The sequence below is a fragment of the Streptomyces sp. ICBB 8177 genome (assembly GCF_003144095.1).
Lineage (GTDB): Bacteria > Actinomycetota > Actinomycetes > Streptomycetales > Streptomycetaceae > Streptantibioticus_D.
The window spans coordinates 550,924-567,726 of sequence record NZ_NSKH01000023.1 but is presented as its reverse complement, the minus strand read 5'-3'; the positions used below and the strand labels follow the sequence as shown (position 1 = coordinate 567,726).

Here is a 16,803-nt window from a genome sequence, read left to right as displayed (position 1 = left end):
CGCTGCGTCACCTGGACACGCAGTGAGGCTGACGTGAGACATCCGCAACGCACACCGGAAGGGCAAGGGAGTGGCGATGGCTGGTCCGCGAGTGGTCATCATCGGGGCGGGAGTCGTCGGCGCCGCGGTGGCCGACGAGGTCTCCGCGCGCGGCTGGAGCGACGTCACGGTCGTGGACCAGGGCCCGCTGCCGGCCACCGGGGGCTCGTCGTCGCACGCGCCCGGCCTGGTCTTCCAGACCAACCCCTCCAAGGCGATGACCGGGATGGCCAGGGACACGGTGGCGAAGTTCCGCTCGCTCGACGTCGACGGACGGCCCTGCTTCCTGCCGGTCGGTGGCCTGGAGGTGGCCACGACTCCCGAGCGCCTGGCCGAACTGCACCGCAGGCACGGCTGGTTGACCGCATGGGGTGTCGAGGGGCGGGTCGTCGGGCCCGAGGAGTGCGTGGCGCTGCATCCGCTGCTGGACCGCGAGCGGGTGCTGGGCGGGCTGCACGTACCCAGTGACGGCCTGGCGGGCGCGGTGCTCGCGGTGCGGGCGCAGATCCGGGCGGCCCGCTCGCGCGGGGTGCGCTTCCTGCCCGGTCACGAGGTGCTGGACGTGCGCACCCGCGACGGCCGCGTGACGGGTGTCGTCACCGACCGGGGGGAGATGGCGGCGGACGTCGTGGTGTGCTGCGCGGGCATCTGGGGCCCGCGCGTCGCGCGCATGGTGGGCATGGAGCTGCCGTTGGTCCCGCTCGCCCACCAGTTGGCGTGGACCGGGCCGGTGCCCGCGCTCGCAGGCCGGACCGACGAGGCGGTTCACCCGATCCTGCGCCACCAGGACGCCGACCTGTACTTCCGGGACCGCTTCGACCGCCTGGGCATCGGCAGTTACGGACACCGCCCCATGCCGGTCTCCCCCGACGCCATCGCCTCCGTCGCGGACGCCGAGGTCATGCCGTCGGTCCTGCGCTTCACCGAGGACGACTTCGCCGACGCGTGGGCCGAGACCCGCGCGCTGCTGCCCGCGACGCGGGAGGCGAAGATCGAGGAGGGCCTCAACGGACTGTTCTCGTTCACCCCGGACGGCATGCCGCTGCTGGGCGAGTCGTGCGAGGTGCGGGGCTTCTGGGTGGCCGAGGCCGTGTGGGTCACGCACTCGGCGGGCGTCGGCCGGGCGATGGCCGAGTGGCTGGTGGACGGCCACTGCTCCTCGTACGACCTGCACGAGTGCGACGTCAACCGCTTCGAGGAGCACCAGCTCGCGCCGTCCTACGTGACCGCCCGCGGCTGCCGCAACTTCGCCGAGGTCTACGACATCATCCATCCCCTGCAACCGGCGGGCGAGCCGCGCCCGTTGCGCACCAGCCCGTTCCACCCCCGGCAGGAGGCGCTGGGCGCGGTCTTCCTTGAGGCGTCCGGCTGGGAGCGCCCGCAGTGGTACGAGTCCAACTCGCCTCTGCTTCATGGGCCTTCGGTGCCGACGCCCAACGACTGGGCGGCACGGTACTGGTCGCCGGTGGTCGGGGCCGAGGCGATGGTGACCCGGCAGGCGGTGGCGCTGTACGACATGTCGTCGCTGAAGCGGATCGAGGTGACCGGCCGGGGCGCGGTGGGATACCTGGAGCGGCTGACCACCGGGGTCATGGACAAGTCGGTGGGGTCGGTGACGTACACCCTGATGCTGGACGAGGACGCGGGCATCCGCGGGGACATCACGGTGGCCCGGCTCGGCCCCGAGCGCTTCCAGGTCGGCGCGGGCGGCAACCTGGACCTGGACTGGCTGCGCCGGCACCTGCCGAACGACGGTTCGGTGGTGCTGCGCGACGTCACCGCCGGGACGTGCTGTGTGGGGCTGTGGGGGCCGAGGGCCCTGGAGGTGCTGGCGCCGCTGGCCGACCGTGACTTCTCCGACGCGGCGCTGCGCTACTTCCGCGCGCAGCCGGCTTACGTCGGCCCCGTGCCGGTCACCGCGATGCGGCTCAGCTACGTGGGAGAGCTGGGGTGGGAGCTGTACACCACGGCCGACCTGGGCCTGAAGCTGTGGGACACGCTGTACGAGTCGGTCGTGGCGCACGGTGGGACCGCGGCCGGGCGCGGCGCGTTCAACAGCCTGCGGCTGGAGAAGGGGTACCGGGCCTTCGGCACAGACATGACCTTCGAGCACGACCCGTACGAGGCTGGGCTCGGGTTCGCGGTCCGGGCGGGCAAGAGCGGGTTCATCGGGCAGGCCGCGCTGGAGCGCCGACGCGAGCGGGTGCGGCGCCGGCTGACCTGCCTGACCGTCGACGACCCGGCGTCGGTGGTGATGGGCAAGGAGCCGGTCCTGGACGGATCGCGCCCCGTCGGCCACGTCACGAGCGCCGCCTTCGGTCACACCGTCGGCAAGGTGATCGCCTACGCCTGGCTGCCGAGCGAACTGTCCAAGCCGGGCCGGGAGTTGACGATCCGCTACTTCGACCGTGACGTTGCCGCCCGGGTCGCCGAGGAGCCGTTGTTCGACCCGTCGATGAGCCGTATGCGAGGTACGCCGCGCACGCCCGCCCCGGGCACGCCCGATCCCCGCACGCCCGGCCCGCGCGAGGTCACGCCGCCGGCGGTGACGCGGTGAGCGCGGGCACCCGGCCGCCCGGCGCGGACCTTCCCGAGCACCCCGGCCATCTGTGGCGCAGTCCCGATCCCAAGCGCTCCTACGACGTGGTGATCGTCGGCGGCGGCGGGCACGGCCTGGCAACCGCGCACTACCTCGCCAGGACCCATGGCATCACCGACGTCGCCGTGCTGGAGCGCGGCTGGCTCGCGGGCGGCAACATGGCGCGCAACACAACCATCATCCGGTCCAACTACCTGTGGGACGAGAGCGCCGCCGTCTACGAGTTCGCGCTGAAGCTGTGGGAGGGACTGGAGGCGGAACTCGACTACCCGCTGCTGTTCTCGCAGCGCGGTGTGCTCAACCTCGCGCACAGCCTCCAGGACGTGCGCGACAGCGTGCGCAGGGTGGAGGCCAACCGTCTTGCCGGGATCGACGCCGAGTGGCTGGACGCCGACGGGGTCCGCGAGGTGTGCCCGATCGTCGACACCTCTCCGGACGCCCGCCACCCCGTACTGGGCGGCACCTACCAGCCGCGCGCGGGCATCGCCAAGCACGACCACGTGGCCTGGGGCCTGGCCCGTTCGGCGGACGCGGCCGGGGTCGACCTGGTCCAGGACTGCGAGGTCACCGGCATCGACGTGCGCGGCGGCCGGGTGACCGGGGTGCGCACCACGCGCGGACCGATCGCGGCGGGCCGAGTGGCGCTGTGCGCGGCCGGGCACACCTCCGTGCTGGCGGCGATGGCGGGTCTCGAACTCCCCTTGCAGAGCCATCCGTTGCAGGCCCTGGTCTCCGAGTTGCTGGAGCCGGTGCACCCGACCGTCGTGATGTCCAACGCCGTTCACGTCTACGTCAGTCAGGCGCACAAGGGGGAGCTGGTGATGGGCGCGGGCATCGACGCGTACACCGCGTACACCCAGCGCGGCGCGTTCCACGTCATCGAGCGGCAGATGGCCGCCGCGCTGGAGTTGTTCCCGGTCTTCGCCCGGGCCCACGTGCTGCGCACCTGGGGAGGGATCGTCGACGTCACACCGGACGCCTCACCCATCGTCGGCCGCACCCCGGTCGCGGGCCTCTACCTCAACTGCGGATGGGGAACGGGCGGATTCAAGGCGACACCGGGCGCGGGCGCCGTCCTGGCCCACACCGTCGCGCACGACGAACCCCATCCGCTGGCCCGGCCCTTCTCCCTCGAACGATTCACCACCGGCGCGCTCGTGGACGAGCACGGCGCCGCCGCGGTGGCCCACTGAGGAGCGTGACACCGATGCTGCTCGTCCCCTGTCCCTGGTGCGGCCCGCGCGACGAGGCCGAGTTCACGTACGGCGGCCAGGCACACGTGCCGTATCCGCGGGACCCGGCGGCTCTGACCGACGAGGAATGGGCACGCCATCTGTTCTTCCGCGACAACCCGAAGGGCCCGCACGCGGAGCGCTGGTGCCACACGATCTCCTGCCGCCGCTGGTTCAACGTCGTCCGGGACACCGCCACCAACGAGATCCTCGCCGCCTACCGCATCGGCGAGTCCAGGCCGGTGATCCTGTGACGAGCCATCAAACTCCTTCCCCGGCCCAGCCTTTCCGCCTGACGCACGGTGGGCGCATCGACCGCTCACGTGCGCTCACCTTCCGTTTCGACGGCGTGGAGTACACCGGCCATCCTGGTGACACGCTCGCCTCCGCACTGCTGGCCTGTGGTGTGCGGCAGGTGGCGACGAGTGTGAAACTCGGACGTGCGCGTGGGGTGTTCGGCGTCGGAAGCGAGGAGCCGAACGCGCTGGTGCGGGTCGAGGCGCCGTACGCCGAGGCGATGCTGACGGCGACCACCGTGGAACTGTGCGAGGACCTGGTGGCGTTCGGTCTGCCGGGGCGCGGCCGGCTGCCGGGCGGGCCCGACCCGGCGCGTTACGACGCGGTGTACACGCACTGCGACGTGCTGGTGGTCGGCGCGGGCCCGGCGGGACTCGCCGCCGCGCTGGCCGCCGCGCGCACCGGGGCCCGGGTCGTGCTCGCCGACGAGCACGGGGAGTTGGGCGGCGACCTGCTGGGCCGGGGCGCGGCGGACGAGTGGGTGGCCCGGGCGCACGAGGAGCTGGCCGGGTTCCCGCAGGCACGGGTGCTGCGGCGTACGACGGTCTTCGGCTACTACGACGACAACTACCTGCTCGCGGTGGAACGCCGCACCGCGCACCTGGGCGCCGCCGCCCCCGCCCACGTCGCACGCGAGCGCGTCCGGCGGATCAGGGCCGGCCGGGTCGTCCTGGCCACCGGCGCGCACGAGCGCCCGATCGCCTTCGCGGGCAACGACCGCCCCGGTGTGATGCTCGCCTCGGCCGCGCGGGCGTACGTCAACCGCTTCGGAGTCGCGCCGGGGCGGCGGGCGGTGGCGTTCACCGCCTGCGACAGCGGCTATCCGGCCGCCCTGGACCTCGCGGCGGCCGGGGTCGAGGTCTCCGCGATCGTGGACGCCCGCCCGGACCCTGGTCCGTGGGCGCGGCGGGCGCGCAAGGCGGGTCTGCCGGTGCGCACCGGCCACGTCGTCACGCGTACCGGCGGTGACCCGTGCCTGACGTCGGTCACGGTGCGGGAGCTGCGCGACGGCGAACCCACCGGTCCCGCCGAGGTGTTCGACGCCGACACGCTGCTCGTCTCCGGGGGCTGGAATCCCGCGGTGCACCTGTTCAGCCAGGCGGGCGGCACGTTGCGCTACGACCCGGCGCGGGTGGCGTTCCTGCCCGGACAGTGCCGTCAGGTGGTCGAGGTCGTGGGGTCCGCGGCGGGCGCGGTCACGCTCGCCGAGTGCGTGGCGGCCGGAGCGCGCGCGGGCGCGAGCGCCGCCAACAGGCCTGGGCGGGAAGCGGACTTGAGCGATGTGCCGACCCCGCCGGCCGATCGCGACGACATCGGTGGCGGCGCTCCCCCGATGCCACTGTGGCTGGTCCCCGGACCGGACGAGGCGCGTACGCACTTCGTCGACCTGCAACGCGACGTCACCGTGGCCGACCTGGCGCGGGCGACCGGCGCAGGGCTGAGCGGCGTCGAACACGTCAAGCGCTACACGACCGCGGGCACCGCGCACGACCAGGGCAGGACCTCGGGCGTCCTGACCACCGGAGTGGTCGCGCACCTGCTGGGCGTGGAGGTGTCCGCCCTGGGCACGACCACGTACCGGCCGCCGTACACGCCGGTCTCCTTCGCCGCACTCGCCGGACGGGACCGGGGCACGCTGCACGATCCGGTGCGGGTCACCGCGCTGCACGGCCGGCACCTCGCGCTCAGGGCCGAGTTCGAGAACGTCGGCCAGTGGAAGCGCCCCCGGTACTACCCGTTGAGCGGGGAGGACATGGCGGCGGCCGTCGAGCGCGAGTGCCGGGCGGCGCGGGAGGCCGTGGCGTTCATGGACGCCTCCACCCTGGGGAAGATCGACGTGCAGGGGCCGGACGCCGGGGTGTTCCTCGACCGGCTCTACACCAACATGATCAGCACCCTGAAGCCGGGCAGGATCCGGTACGGCGTGATGTGCCGCGCCGACGGCATGGTCTTCGACGACGGCACGGTGCTGCGGCTCGCCGACGACCGTTTCCTGGCCACGACCACCACGGGCAACGCTGCGGCCGTGCTGGACTGGATGGAGGAGTGGCTCCAGACGGAGTGGCCGCACCTGCGGGTGCACTGCGCCTCGGTCACCGAGCAGTGGGCCACCGTCGCCCTGGTCGGCCCCCGCTCACGCGAGGTCCTGTCCGCGCTGGCACCCCAACTCCCTGTCTCTGCGGCCGACTTCCCCTTCATGACGTGGCGGGACACCCAGGTGGCGGGCGTGCCCGCGCGGGTGTGCCGGATCAGCTTCTCCGGCGAGCTGGCCTACGAGGTCAACGTCCCGCCGTGGTACGCGCCGCACGTGTGGGAGGCGATCGCACGGGCCGGCGCACCCTACGGCATCACCCCCTACGGCACCGAGACGATGCACGTGCTGCGCGCGGAGAAGGGGTACCCGGTCGTCGGCCAGGACACCGACGGCACGGTCACGCCGCAGGACCTGGGGCTCGGCTGGGCGGTCTCGGCGAAGAAGCTAGACTTCGTCGGCAAGCGCTCGCACGCCCGCGCCGACACCGCCCGCCCGGACCGCAAGCACCTGGTGGCGCTGCTCCCGAACGACCGGGACACCCTGTTGCCGGAGGGCGGGCAGGTGGTCGCCGACGCCCCGCTGCCCGCACCGCCTGTTCCCATGCTCGGGCACGTCACGTCCAGTTACCGCAGCCCCGTGCTGGGCCGCACCTTCGCGCTGGCCCTGGTGCGCGGCGGCCGCGAGCGCGTCGGGCAGCGAGCGTACGTGCCGGTGGGGCCGGACCTCGTGCCGGTGACGGTCGCGGAACCCGTCCTCTACGACCCGCAAGGAGCCCGCCGTGACGGCTGACATCGATCGCACCCCCGCACCTGTCAGCCCGCTGGCGTCGTACGCGGGCCGCTTCGCCGCCGTCACCCGGGCCTCGGCGGGCGCGGTGCGGCTGGCCGAACTCCCCTTCCTGGCCCAGCTGTCGGTGCGGCTGGACGCCAAGGGGCCCGCGGCCGAGACGGTCCGGTTCACGCTGGGCGTGGCGCTGCCCGCGCAGCCCAACACCATGGCGACCTGCGGTGAGCTGGCGGCGTTGTGGCTCGGACCCGACGAGTGGCTGGTCGTCGGGCGGCCCGGGTCGGCGGCGTGGCTGGAGGAGCGGCTGCGGACCGCCGTCGCCGGGGAGTACGCGGCGGTCACCGACGTCTCCGCGCAGCGCGCCACCGTGCTGGTCGGCGGGGCCCGCTCCCGCGATCTGCTGGCGCACGGCTGCCCCCTGGACCTGCATCCGCGGGCCTTCGGCGCGGGCCGCTGCGCGCAGACCACGCTGGCGCGGGCCGGCGTGCTGCTGGCGGCACGGGACGAAAGGCGGCCCGGATACTGGCTGATGACGCGTTCGTCGTTCGCCGGGTATGTGGCCGACTGGCTGCTGGACGCGACGACGGAGTACGTGCCTGACGCGGGGTCAGTAGTACCTGACGTCGCGTCAATTGTGTGAGGCGGTCTGCTGCAGTGGGCTCGCTGCCTCCTGTCGCAGGCGCAGGCGGGTCGAGACCACGTAGGAGACCACCACCGCGACGATCACCAGCGGCATCACGGTCAGTCCCGGCCTGCCCAGCAGCAGCGTGGCCAGCAGGACCGAGGTCATCGGCAGCCCCAGCATCGCCACGCACATCGCGCCGATGCCCATGGCGAAGCCCGCGGTGACCGGCAGCCCGCCCGCGTGCGACAGCGCGGTGCCGCCGACCGCGCCGACGAACATCGCGGGGAAGATGGGGCCGCCGCGGAAGGCGCTCAGCGACACCCCGTACGCGAGCGCCTTGCAGACCAGCAGGAGCACCAGCGCCCCGACGGTGTACCCGGCGCGGTGCTCGAGCAGCGGGTCGAGGGCGTTCTGGCCGGAGTACAGGACGTCGGAGATGCCGTGGCCGGTGCCCTGCGCGTAGGCGACGGTCAGCCCGGCCACGGCCAGGCCCGCCAGCACGCTGAGCGGCAGCCGGCGGCGGGCCACGTGCGGGCGGATCGTCAGCGCGAGCCACCGCACCCCGGCCCCCGCAAGCGCGGCGCCCAGCCCGATGACCAGCGCCCAGCCGAACTGTCCGGCGTCCGGGGTGCGGGCGGACGGCACGTGGTGGAGGGCGAGCGAATAGGTGCCAAGGCCCGTCCAGGAGCCGAGGCCGGTGAAGATCAGCGCGCCGATGCCGGCCGCCAGCAGCCCGGGCACCAGCACCACGCCCAGCATCGTGCCGCCCAGGCCGGACGCCTCCATGAGCAGGAACGCGCCGAGCAGCGGCGAGCCCAGCAGCGTGCTGACCGCGGCGAAGCTGCCCGCCGCCGAGACCACCCGTGTCGCCTGACCGGGCAGGTCGCGGCCGGTCAGGCGGACCGCGCCCAGGGCCAGCCCGCCGCCCAGCGCGATCAGCGGCGCCTCGGGGCCCAGCACCACGCCCAGCGCCAGCGAGGCGATCGCGGCGATCACGATGCCGGGCAGGTCGGACAGCGCCGAGACGCCCTTGGTGGACATCCCGTCGGCCGGCTCGTGGCCTCCGGTGCCGGGCAGAAGGCGCAGGGTCAGCGCGACCAGGGCGCCGCTCAGCGCGAGCGCGGGCACCGGCCACCACACCGGTGTGCCGTGGAAGCCGAGACCGCGCGGCAGGTCGTGGAAGACGAGGTCCTGGAGTTCGTGCACCAGGGCCAGGAATCCGTAGGCGGCGGCCGAGACCGGAACGCCGATGACCGCGGCCACCAGCAGCACGATCAGGTAGCCGCGGGTGCGCACGGAGTCGCGAGGGTCGGGCGCGGCGGGGTGCGACGGCGTGCCGTCCGGTGCGGGCTGCGACATCTGCCGTGCCTCCTCGCCGCCGGGTGAGCGCGAGGCCCCGTCCGGCAGTCGGACACCGGTCCACCGCGGGGAGCCTCCCGGCCACCCTGGCACGGCCCGCGGCGGGGCGCCGCCGCGGGCGGTCCGTTCGTGTGACCCCGGCCGGTGCCCGCCCGCGTCCGCCGACCGTGGACAATGGCCGGGCCGCCCCAGCCAGACCACGGCGGGCGGCCCCTTCCGCCCGTGGTCTGACGAGGAGCCCGGCCCATGCCCGAGGACGCACCGCTACTACGGCTGACCGGCGTCAGCCGGACCTACACGCGGCGCGAGGTGCTGCACCGGATCGACCTCGACCTGTCGGCGGGCGAGTGCGTGGCGCTGCTCGGCCACAACGGCTCGGGCAAGTCCACCCTGCTGCGGATCGCCGCGGGCCGCGACACCCCGACCACCGGCACGGTGACCTTCGACGGTCTGCCGATGGACGAGAACGACCCGCGGGTGCGCGCCCGGGTCGCGGTGGTCGGCGACACCGCCGCCTGCTATCCGGACCTGACCGTCCGCGAGCACCTGCAACTCGTCGCCGTCGCGCACGGCGTGGACGAGGCGGAGGACTGGATCGACCACGTCCTCGCCGACCGGCTGCTGACCGAGCACGCCCGGTCGCTGCCGGCCGCGCTGTCCTCCGGGCAGTTGCAGTCGCTGCTGCTGGCCACCGCGCTGGTGCGGCCGCGTGACCTGCTGCTGCTCGACGAACCCGAGCAGCGCCTCGACCCGGACGCGCGCAGGCGGCTGGCCGAGCTGATCGCGGCCGAGACCGAGGGCGGGGTCGGCGTGCTGCTGGTCACCCACCACGCGGAGCTGGCGCGTTCGGTGGCCGACCGGGTGCTGGTGCTGCGCGACGGCGCGCTCATCGCGGACGGCCCCCCCGACGAGGTGCTGACCGGCGGCGCCGGCGGGCTGACCTGGCTCGGCGGGGACGCGGAGGGCGACGGCCGGTGAGCGACGACCTGACGAGCGGGGCCGCCGGAGCCGCGAACGCCGACGAGGCGGACGGCCACGCCGCCGCCTGGTCGGCCGAGGACGACTGGACGGACGAGTCGCTGCGGCTGCTGCGCGACCTGCGCGCGCCGCACCGCCGCAAGCGCGCGGGCCAGGTCGCGTACGTCCTGTACTGCGTCCTGCTGCTGCTCGTGGTGTGGGGCGCGCTGCCGAGTCTGGGGCTGTTCCTCCAGGCGTCCATGGGCGCCGACTACACCGGTTACGGTTCCGGGCTGCTGGCCGCGCTGCCGTCCGGGGCCTGCGCCCTGGGCGTGGGGTGCCTGCTGCTGGGCGCGCGCGACGCGCTGTGGCGCGGTCCCGTGGTGCCGCCCCGGGAGAGCGTGGACTGGCTGCTGGCCCAGCCGGTGCGGGTCGGGCGGGTGCTGCGGCCGTGGCTGTGGATCACCTCGTCGGTCTCGGCGGCGGCCGGTGTGCTCGCGGCGGCGATCGGGATGGTCGCCCTGGGTCTGACCTGCCGGGTCGGGCTGCCCGCCGCCTTCGGGTGGTGCCTCGTGGGGGCCGCGGGACTGCCGTTGCTGGCCGTCGCTCTGGGCATGGGCGTCGAGCACAGCCCCCGGGTGGCGGCCTGGACGCGCAGGCTGACGCCGTACGCGACGGGGCTGTTCCTGGCGCTGGTCGCGCAGTGCGGGCTGGCGGTCGCAGGGCACCGGGTGGGCTGGCTGGAGCGGGCCGAGCTGTGGTCGGGGCCGTGGGGCTGGGCGGGGCTCGCGGCGCTGTCGCCGACGCGGGCGGCGGTGCCGGGCGGACCGGTCGCTGCCGGGCTGCTGCTCGTCGTGGTCGCCGCCGCGGTCACCGCGGCCCACCGGGCGGCCGGCACGCTGCCGCTGGCGACGGTACGTCAGCGCTCCCGCACCGCGACCGGTGTGATGACCGCGCTGCTCACGGTGGAACTGCGCACCGCGCGCCAGGTGGCCTCCGGTGCGGCGGGCGGCGGACGTCCGGCCCGCTTCCGGCTGCCCGCCCCGCGCCGGGCATGGCTGGCGGTGCCGTGGCGGGACGCGCTGGCGCTGCTGCGCACCCCGGGCCGCCTGGGCCGCGCGGTCGTGCACGCCGCACTGGCCACCCTGGCGGCGGTCGTGGCGGCCGGGGCGCACGGCGGCACGGCGGTGGGGGCGACCGTGGTCGCGCTGGCCTTCGCCTACGGCGCGGTCGCCCAGGTGCTGGAGCCCGCGCGGCTGGAGACCGACGACACCCGGCGCGGTTCCTGGTCGCCGTACCCGTACCGCTCGCTGATGCTGCGGCACGCGATCCTGCCGGGGGCGCTGGCCCTGCTGGGGGCGTGCGGGGTGTGCGGGGTGACGCTGTGGCTGGGGGCGGGGGCGCGGGCCTTCCTCGCCCCGGCGGCGGTGCCGCCGCTAATCGCGGCCGGGCTGGTCAACGCCTGCCGGGGCGCGAACAGGCAGCATCTGCTGCTGTCGCCCGCGCAGTCCCCCACCGGCAGCATGGGCCCCCTGCTGTTCCTGCTGTGGTACGCGGCCGGTTCGCTGACGGCACTGGTCGCGATGGCCCTGCCCTTCACCCTCGCCCTGCGCCACGGCACCGCGGGCTCGGTGGTGACCGCGGCGGTGATGGCCGCGGTCCTGGCGGCAGCCCTCCTGCGCTGGACGACCGACCGCGCCAGGTCGCTCACGGCATAGGACACGAAGGCGACCGGCGCGGGGGGCACCGGCCGCCTTCAGCAGTTGGCTTGACGCTGCGTCAGATCAGGTCCATCGCCGCGACCTCGTCGGGGGTGCCGTAGCTCACCGGGCCCTTGAAGCGCCTGCGGGCGGTGGCGAACCACCAGACGGTGGCGATGACCAGGACCGCGCCGAGTGCCACGGGGGCGTAGTTGAAGGACTTCGCGGTGATCGGCGAGGCCTGCGGGAGCATGAACAGCACGCTGCTCAGGACGATCCACACCACCGCGACGCCCGCCACCGGCTTGCCGTAGCGGCCCAGGTTCCACGGGCCGGGCTCGAAGGTCTCCAGCCGCAGCCGCAGGAAGATCGGCACCGCGTAGGCGAGGAAGAGCCCGACGACGTTCACGGACACCACGGCGTAGAAGGCGGTGTCGGACCACCAGCCGGGCACCACCAGGATCAGGGAGCACACGGCGGCGAGCCAGACGGCCTTGACGGGGGTGCGGGTGCGCGGCGAGACGGTGTGCCACCAGCGGGAGCCGGGCATCGCGCCGTCCCGCGAGAAGGCGAAGATCTGGCGGGTGTTGCTGGTCATGTTGGCCAGTCCGCAAAAGAGCATGGCGCCGATGACGATGAGCAGCAGGAGCTTCGCGGTGCCGTCGCCGAGCGCGTCGACGAGGATGCGCACCGGCGGCGCGGCGTCGGACGCCTCGCCCGCGTAGTCGCGGATGGCGAAGACCAGGGCGAGCATGAGGATCAGACCGGTCAGCGCCGAGTAGCCGATGGCGCGCATGATGCCCTTGGGCGCGTTGACGGTGGCCTGGACGGTCTCCTCCGACATGTGGAAGCTGCCGTCGAAGCCGGTGAACGTCCAGCTGGTCACCAGCAGTCCGAGCATTCCGGCGTACAGGCTGGAGGAGAAACCGGTGTTGTTGGCGAAGTGGCCGACGAACGAGAGCGGTTGGTGGTGCGAGGGCACGGCGATCAGGCACCCGACGATCACCACCATGCCGACCAGCAGCCACCACACGGATATCCGGTTGAGCAGGGCGACCAGTTGCACGGTGTAGGTGTTCGCCAGGGCCTGGAGCAGCAGGATCACGGCGGTGATCAGCACGGTGCGCTGGGTGGTGGCGTGGTAGTGCGGCCACTGCATGGCGACGAACGCCTGGATGAAGGTGGCGGCGGCGAAGTCGGTGGCCGCCGTGCCTCCCACCTGTCCGACGAAGTTGAGCCAGCCGGTGTACCACGACCACGCGCCGCGGTGCCGCTTGGCCAGTTTGCCCGCGGAGAAGTACAGCGCGCCGCTGGTCGGATACGCGGAGGCTATCTCGCCCATCGCGGCTCCCACGAACAGCACCATCACGGCCACGCCGATCCAGCCGAAGACCAGGACGCGCGGGCCTCCGGCGTTCATCCCCAGGCCGAAGGAGGAGAAGATCCCGGAGATGATGTTGATGATGGTGAACGAGATGGCGAAATTGTCGAACGCGCGGAATCTGCGGGTGAGTTTCCGCGGGTAGCCCATCGCGTGCAGCGTCGCGTCGTCGTCCAGGGTGGCCGGCGGGGCGTGCCGGCCGGTTTTCGGACGGGAAACGCGGGATGGAGAGATGCGCTCGGACACAACCGCGGACCTTTCTGGGGGACGGACGGTTACGGGCGTCGCCGTGGGACATCACCGGGGTGAATGCGCGGGCGAATACGGGGAGTCGCGGGGGAAATCGGGAGTGGGCGGTCACGTCCCGGCCGGGACCGGGAGCCCGCAGGAGCGTCTGGCCTTCGTCAACTGCTCGTCCGGGGCGCCGAACACACTCCACGGCATGCGCGAGGCGTACGGCCCCATGGCGGTGAAGACCTCGCGGGCCTCCAGTTCACGCCGTGCCATGAACAGCGCGTGCGCCAGGTAGGCCAGGTCGAGCACCGGGGTGAAGCGGTAACCGCTCACCGTGGGAAGCCAGTTGTGGTAGATGGCCATCGCGGTGGACCGCCACTGGCTCTGCTCCCACGTCCGGTCGGCCAGCGGGGCGGTCGAGTTGTACTCCTCGACCAGCGCCACCAGCGGGAGTAAGCGCAGGGCCGAGGTGGCCGGGGCGCGGTGGCTGAGGAAGGAGGCGACGTCCCACCGGGCGCTGGCCGAGCCGCCGTAGCGGGTGAAGAAGAAGGACAGGAAGCGGTGGTGCGCCTCGCGGTTCCACGGGTCGAGCCGCAGGATGCGGGCGAACAGATACCACGGTCCCGGTGGCCCGGTCAGCAGCCCCTGCGGCGCGGGGTCGGCGGGCCGGTTGAGCCGTGCCAGGGCGAGTTGGGCGACCCAGGGCGTCGGGTCCTGCGGCCACAGGGCCGCGGCGCGTTCGCACGCGGTCTCCGCTATGCGGGTCAGCGCCGGTGCCCGGTGATCGCCCGCGTCGGCCGTCCGCAACGCGCGCAGCATCGCCACCCGGGCCCACAACAGGGCCGATTCGGCGCTGGGTTCCTCCGCCAGCCAGCGTTCCGCGAGGTCGGAGTCGGCGGCCTCGGAGGCGAGCACCAGTGAGCGGTGGGCCCGCAGGTCGAAGTCGTCCCGCGCGTCCAGCAGCACCTGCTGTGCGCCGAAGTACCGTCCCGCCCGCACATCGGTGCAGGCCCGGGCCAGCTGGCTGTCGTCGGCCGCCGGATGCCAGACGTACTGCCCCTCGAACGAGCCAGCGGCCATGTCCCCCCCCTCCCGACGACACCGATCACACGCGAACGCACACGAAGTCGCCATGGAGTTCAGCGGATCGACTCCACTGATCACCTGGCGGTCAGGCACACCCTACTCATCTTCATCTCATGGTGAAACCAGTCGCCCGGTATACCTGATTGCACATCATTTCCGATGTGGGCCTTGAAGGCGCTCGCGGCCGACCGTACGGGCATTCCCCGCGCCTCGACGGACCGGACTTCAAGGCTTCACGGGGCGTTCGCAATGGTGAGGACATGTGTCTGGCATATGCCACAAGAATGCGCGGCGCCGGAAACGCACGTGCGGGCGGCGCGGTATCCGGAATACCGTGCCGCCCGACACACAGCCCTACGCACCTGGTTCAGCGCCGGCGTACCGTCACGTCCGCCGCGTTCAGCAGGGCGAGCCGGTGGTCGTACTGCACGGTGTAGTAGCACTCCGAGCCGTTCACGACGGTGTCAGGCGGGCTGGTGAAGAAGTCGTCCGACCGCGAGGGCACCGGCGAGGCCACGTAGGCCTGTCCGTCCGGCACGGAGTACATGCTCAGCGGCGCCTGGGTGGACGGCTTGAGGCCCTGAGGGTACTCGGACGGCTGCGGGTACGCCTCGCCGTAGACCGGCGCGGGCGCCGAGGACGCCTTCGGGGTCACCAGGACCGCGTCGGGAGCCGGTGTGGTGTTCTCGCCGTGCGGGTTGTCGAACCAGACCTCGGCGCCGCCGTACCAGATCGCCGTCCAGTCGCCCCGCCGGGCGGCCACCACGAACTGCTGGCCCTCGGTGACCGTGTCGCCCCAGTCGTCGATGTGGTCGGTGCCGGCCGCGGCGCCGGGGTGCAGCGCGGGATCGGCGTACAGCGGCGCGGTCGGGGCGGGCGCGGTGCGCAGGTAGAGGAAGTTCGACGGCTGGGTCTGCGCCGTGCACGGCGGCGCGGCGGCCTCGCCCCCGGCGCCCTTGGGGCGGGTGTGGCCGGCGCCCTTGGGGCGGGTGTGGACGGTGGTCTTGTCGTGCTTGCCGCCCTTCGTCCGGGCCTCGCCGGTGGGCTGGCCGCAGACCTCCACGGTCTGGAGGTTGTGCGCGAAGTCGGGGGTGATGGTGACGGCGGTGCCGACGGGGCCGACGCCCGAGCCGCCCTCGGGCACGGGCACGCCCAGCAGCCGCATGAAGTGCGTCCAGTCCCAGTACGGCCCCGGGTCCCAGTGCATCCCGGCGACCCCCGCGGACTGCGGTCCCGGCACGTTCTCGTGGCCGATGACGTGCTGCCGGTCCAGCGGGACGCCGTAGCGGGCGGCGAGGTACTTCACCAGTTCGGCGGTGGCGCGGTACTGCGCCTCGGTGTACCAGGTGGCGCCGGAGGCCGCGAAGCCCTCGTGCTCGATGCCGACCGAGTGCATGTTGAACCAGTAGTTGCCCGCGTGGAACGCGAGGTCGGCGTCCGGCACCATCTGGGTGACCGCGCCGTCCGAGGAGCGCATCACGTAGTTGGCCGCGACCCCGCCCGCCGGGTCCTGGAAGGCGGAGATGGCCTGCTGGTAGGTGCTCTCGGTGTCGTGGACGACGATGTAGCGGATGGCCAGCCCGTCCTTCGGGCGGTTCGCCTGCTGGTAGCCCTCGGGGGCGGCCGGGACGACCGAGCAGTGCATGGCGGCCGGGCAGTCCGCCTCCGTGTCCGCCGCAGGGGTGGCGCGCAGCCCGGGCACGCTCCTGCGGTGCGGCACCAGCCGGGGCTCGGCGGCCAGCCGTACCCGCTGGCCGTCCTGCGTGGTGCGCTGCGCCCCGGCGGCCATCAGCGCGTAGACCGCGGCGGCGAAGTCGCGCGCGCCCTGTTCGTCGCCCGCCTGGCTGTAGCGCGCCACGGCGCCGTACCAGTCGGCCGGATCCGTCGTGGTGCCGCCGGTCAGCGCCTTTTCGTAGGAGGCGAGCAGCGCGGCGCCGCCGCGGATGTTGGCCGCCGTGCCGTCGCGCAGGGCGGCCGGCGAGGCGTGGACCAGCCGGGCGGCGGCCTCCAGTGTGTGCAGGGCCGGGGCGGAGACCATGGCGGCGGTGTCCCGGCGCCCCGCGGCGCCCGCGCCGGAGCCGTCGACCATGGCTGCGGTGGCGTCGGTGAGGTCCATCGGGCCGTAGCCCGCACCGGTGTTGTACCGGCCAGCGTGGGAGTCCCAGCGGGACTCCTGGTAGGAGACGGCGAGCAGCACCGGCAGCGGGACGTGGAACTCGCGGCTCGCCGCGGCGAAGTCGCCCTGGAGGGCGGAGGAGCCGCCGGCGCCCGCGGGGTGCGCGGGCGCGGCGTGGGCGGTGACCGGGCCGGCTACCAGGCCGCCGCCGACCAGTGCGAGGCCGGCGAGGGCGGCCAGGGCCGCGCGGCGGGCGGCGGGTCCGGCGCGGCGCGGGGTGGAGGAGTGGCCCGGTCGGTGAGAGGCGATGCGCACGTGTACCCCCTGGTTGCGGTCGTATCCGTCAGCTGATCGGCC

Annotated in this window: 8 protein-coding genes and 2 pseudogenes; 6 read left to right on the top strand and 4 right to left on the bottom strand. The window is 73.7% G+C overall.

The features are described from left to right. Positions 1-76: 76 nt before the first annotated feature. The 4 genes and pseudogenes from CK485_RS22930 to CK485_RS22915 all read left to right on the top strand — a co-directional run. A pseudogene (locus tag CK485_RS22930) lies at positions 77-2,512 on the top strand (FAD-dependent oxidoreductase); the annotation flags it as partial. A gap of 80 nt (positions 2,513-2,592) precedes the next feature. Next, the gene (locus CK485_RS22925) at positions 2,593-3,831 is read left to right on the top strand and encodes a sarcosine oxidase subunit beta family protein (RefSeq protein WP_109453745.1); all 1,239 of its coding nucleotides are present in this window, start codon (positions 2,593-2,595) and stop codon (positions 3,829-3,831) included. 14 nt (positions 3,832-3,845) lie between these two features. Further along, positions 3,846-6,991: pseudogene (locus CK485_RS22920) on the top strand (sarcosine oxidase subunit delta family protein). Beyond that, entirely contained in the window at positions 6,981-7,628 is a 648-nt protein-coding gene (locus CK485_RS22915) for a sarcosine oxidase subunit gamma family protein (protein WP_241968543.1), read from the top strand. The pseudogene CK485_RS22920 and the gene CK485_RS22915 overlap by 11 nt, the downstream one beginning before the upstream one ends. On the opposite strand, the gene CK485_RS22910 is transcribed toward CK485_RS22915, so the two are convergent. Next, on the bottom strand, positions 7,617-8,972 hold the full coding sequence (locus tag CK485_RS22910; RefSeq protein ID WP_109453744.1) for a chloride channel protein: 1,356 nt from the start codon (positions 8,970-8,972) through the stop codon (positions 7,617-7,619). The genes CK485_RS22915 and CK485_RS22910 overlap by 12 nt on opposite strands. Before the next feature lie 246 nt (positions 8,973-9,218). Here CK485_RS22910 and CK485_RS22905 point away from each other — a divergent pair, with 246 nt between their 5' ends. Both CK485_RS22905 and CK485_RS22900 read left to right on the top strand, forming a co-directional pair. After that, positions 9,219-9,950, top strand: a complete 732-nt coding sequence (locus CK485_RS22905; protein WP_109453743.1) for an ABC transporter ATP-binding protein — start codon at positions 9,219-9,221, stop codon at positions 9,948-9,950. After that, on the top strand, positions 9,947-11,647 hold the full coding sequence (locus CK485_RS22900; RefSeq protein ID WP_241968542.1) for a hypothetical protein: 1,701 nt from the start codon (positions 9,947-9,949) through the stop codon (positions 11,645-11,647). The genes CK485_RS22905 and CK485_RS22900 overlap by 4 nt, the downstream gene beginning before the upstream one ends. A 61-nt stretch (positions 11,648-11,708) precedes the next feature. Here CK485_RS22900 and CK485_RS22895 read toward each other — a convergent pair whose 3' ends face one another. The 3 genes from CK485_RS22895 to CK485_RS22885 all read right to left on the bottom strand — a co-directional run bounded on the left by CK485_RS22895 (position 11,709) and on the right by CK485_RS22885 (position 16,761). Next, positions 11,709-13,160 (bottom strand): amino acid permease, encoded by a 1,452-nt coding sequence (locus tag CK485_RS22895; protein ID WP_109453742.1) that lies wholly within the window; start codon positions 13,158-13,160, stop codon positions 11,709-11,711. 207 nt (positions 13,161-13,367) lie between these two features. Further along, positions 13,368-14,324 (bottom strand): hypothetical protein, encoded by a 957-nt coding sequence (locus CK485_RS22890; protein ID WP_109453741.1) that lies wholly within the window; start codon positions 14,322-14,324, stop codon positions 13,368-13,370. Positions 14,325-14,697: 373 nt separating this feature from the next. After that, positions 14,698-16,761 carry a peptidoglycan recognition family protein gene (locus CK485_RS22885; protein WP_241968541.1) on the bottom strand — a complete coding sequence of 688 codons (2,064 nt, stop codon included), beginning with the start codon at positions 16,759-16,761 and terminating at the stop codon, positions 14,698-14,700. Between the last annotated feature and the right edge of the window lie 42 nt (positions 16,762-16,803).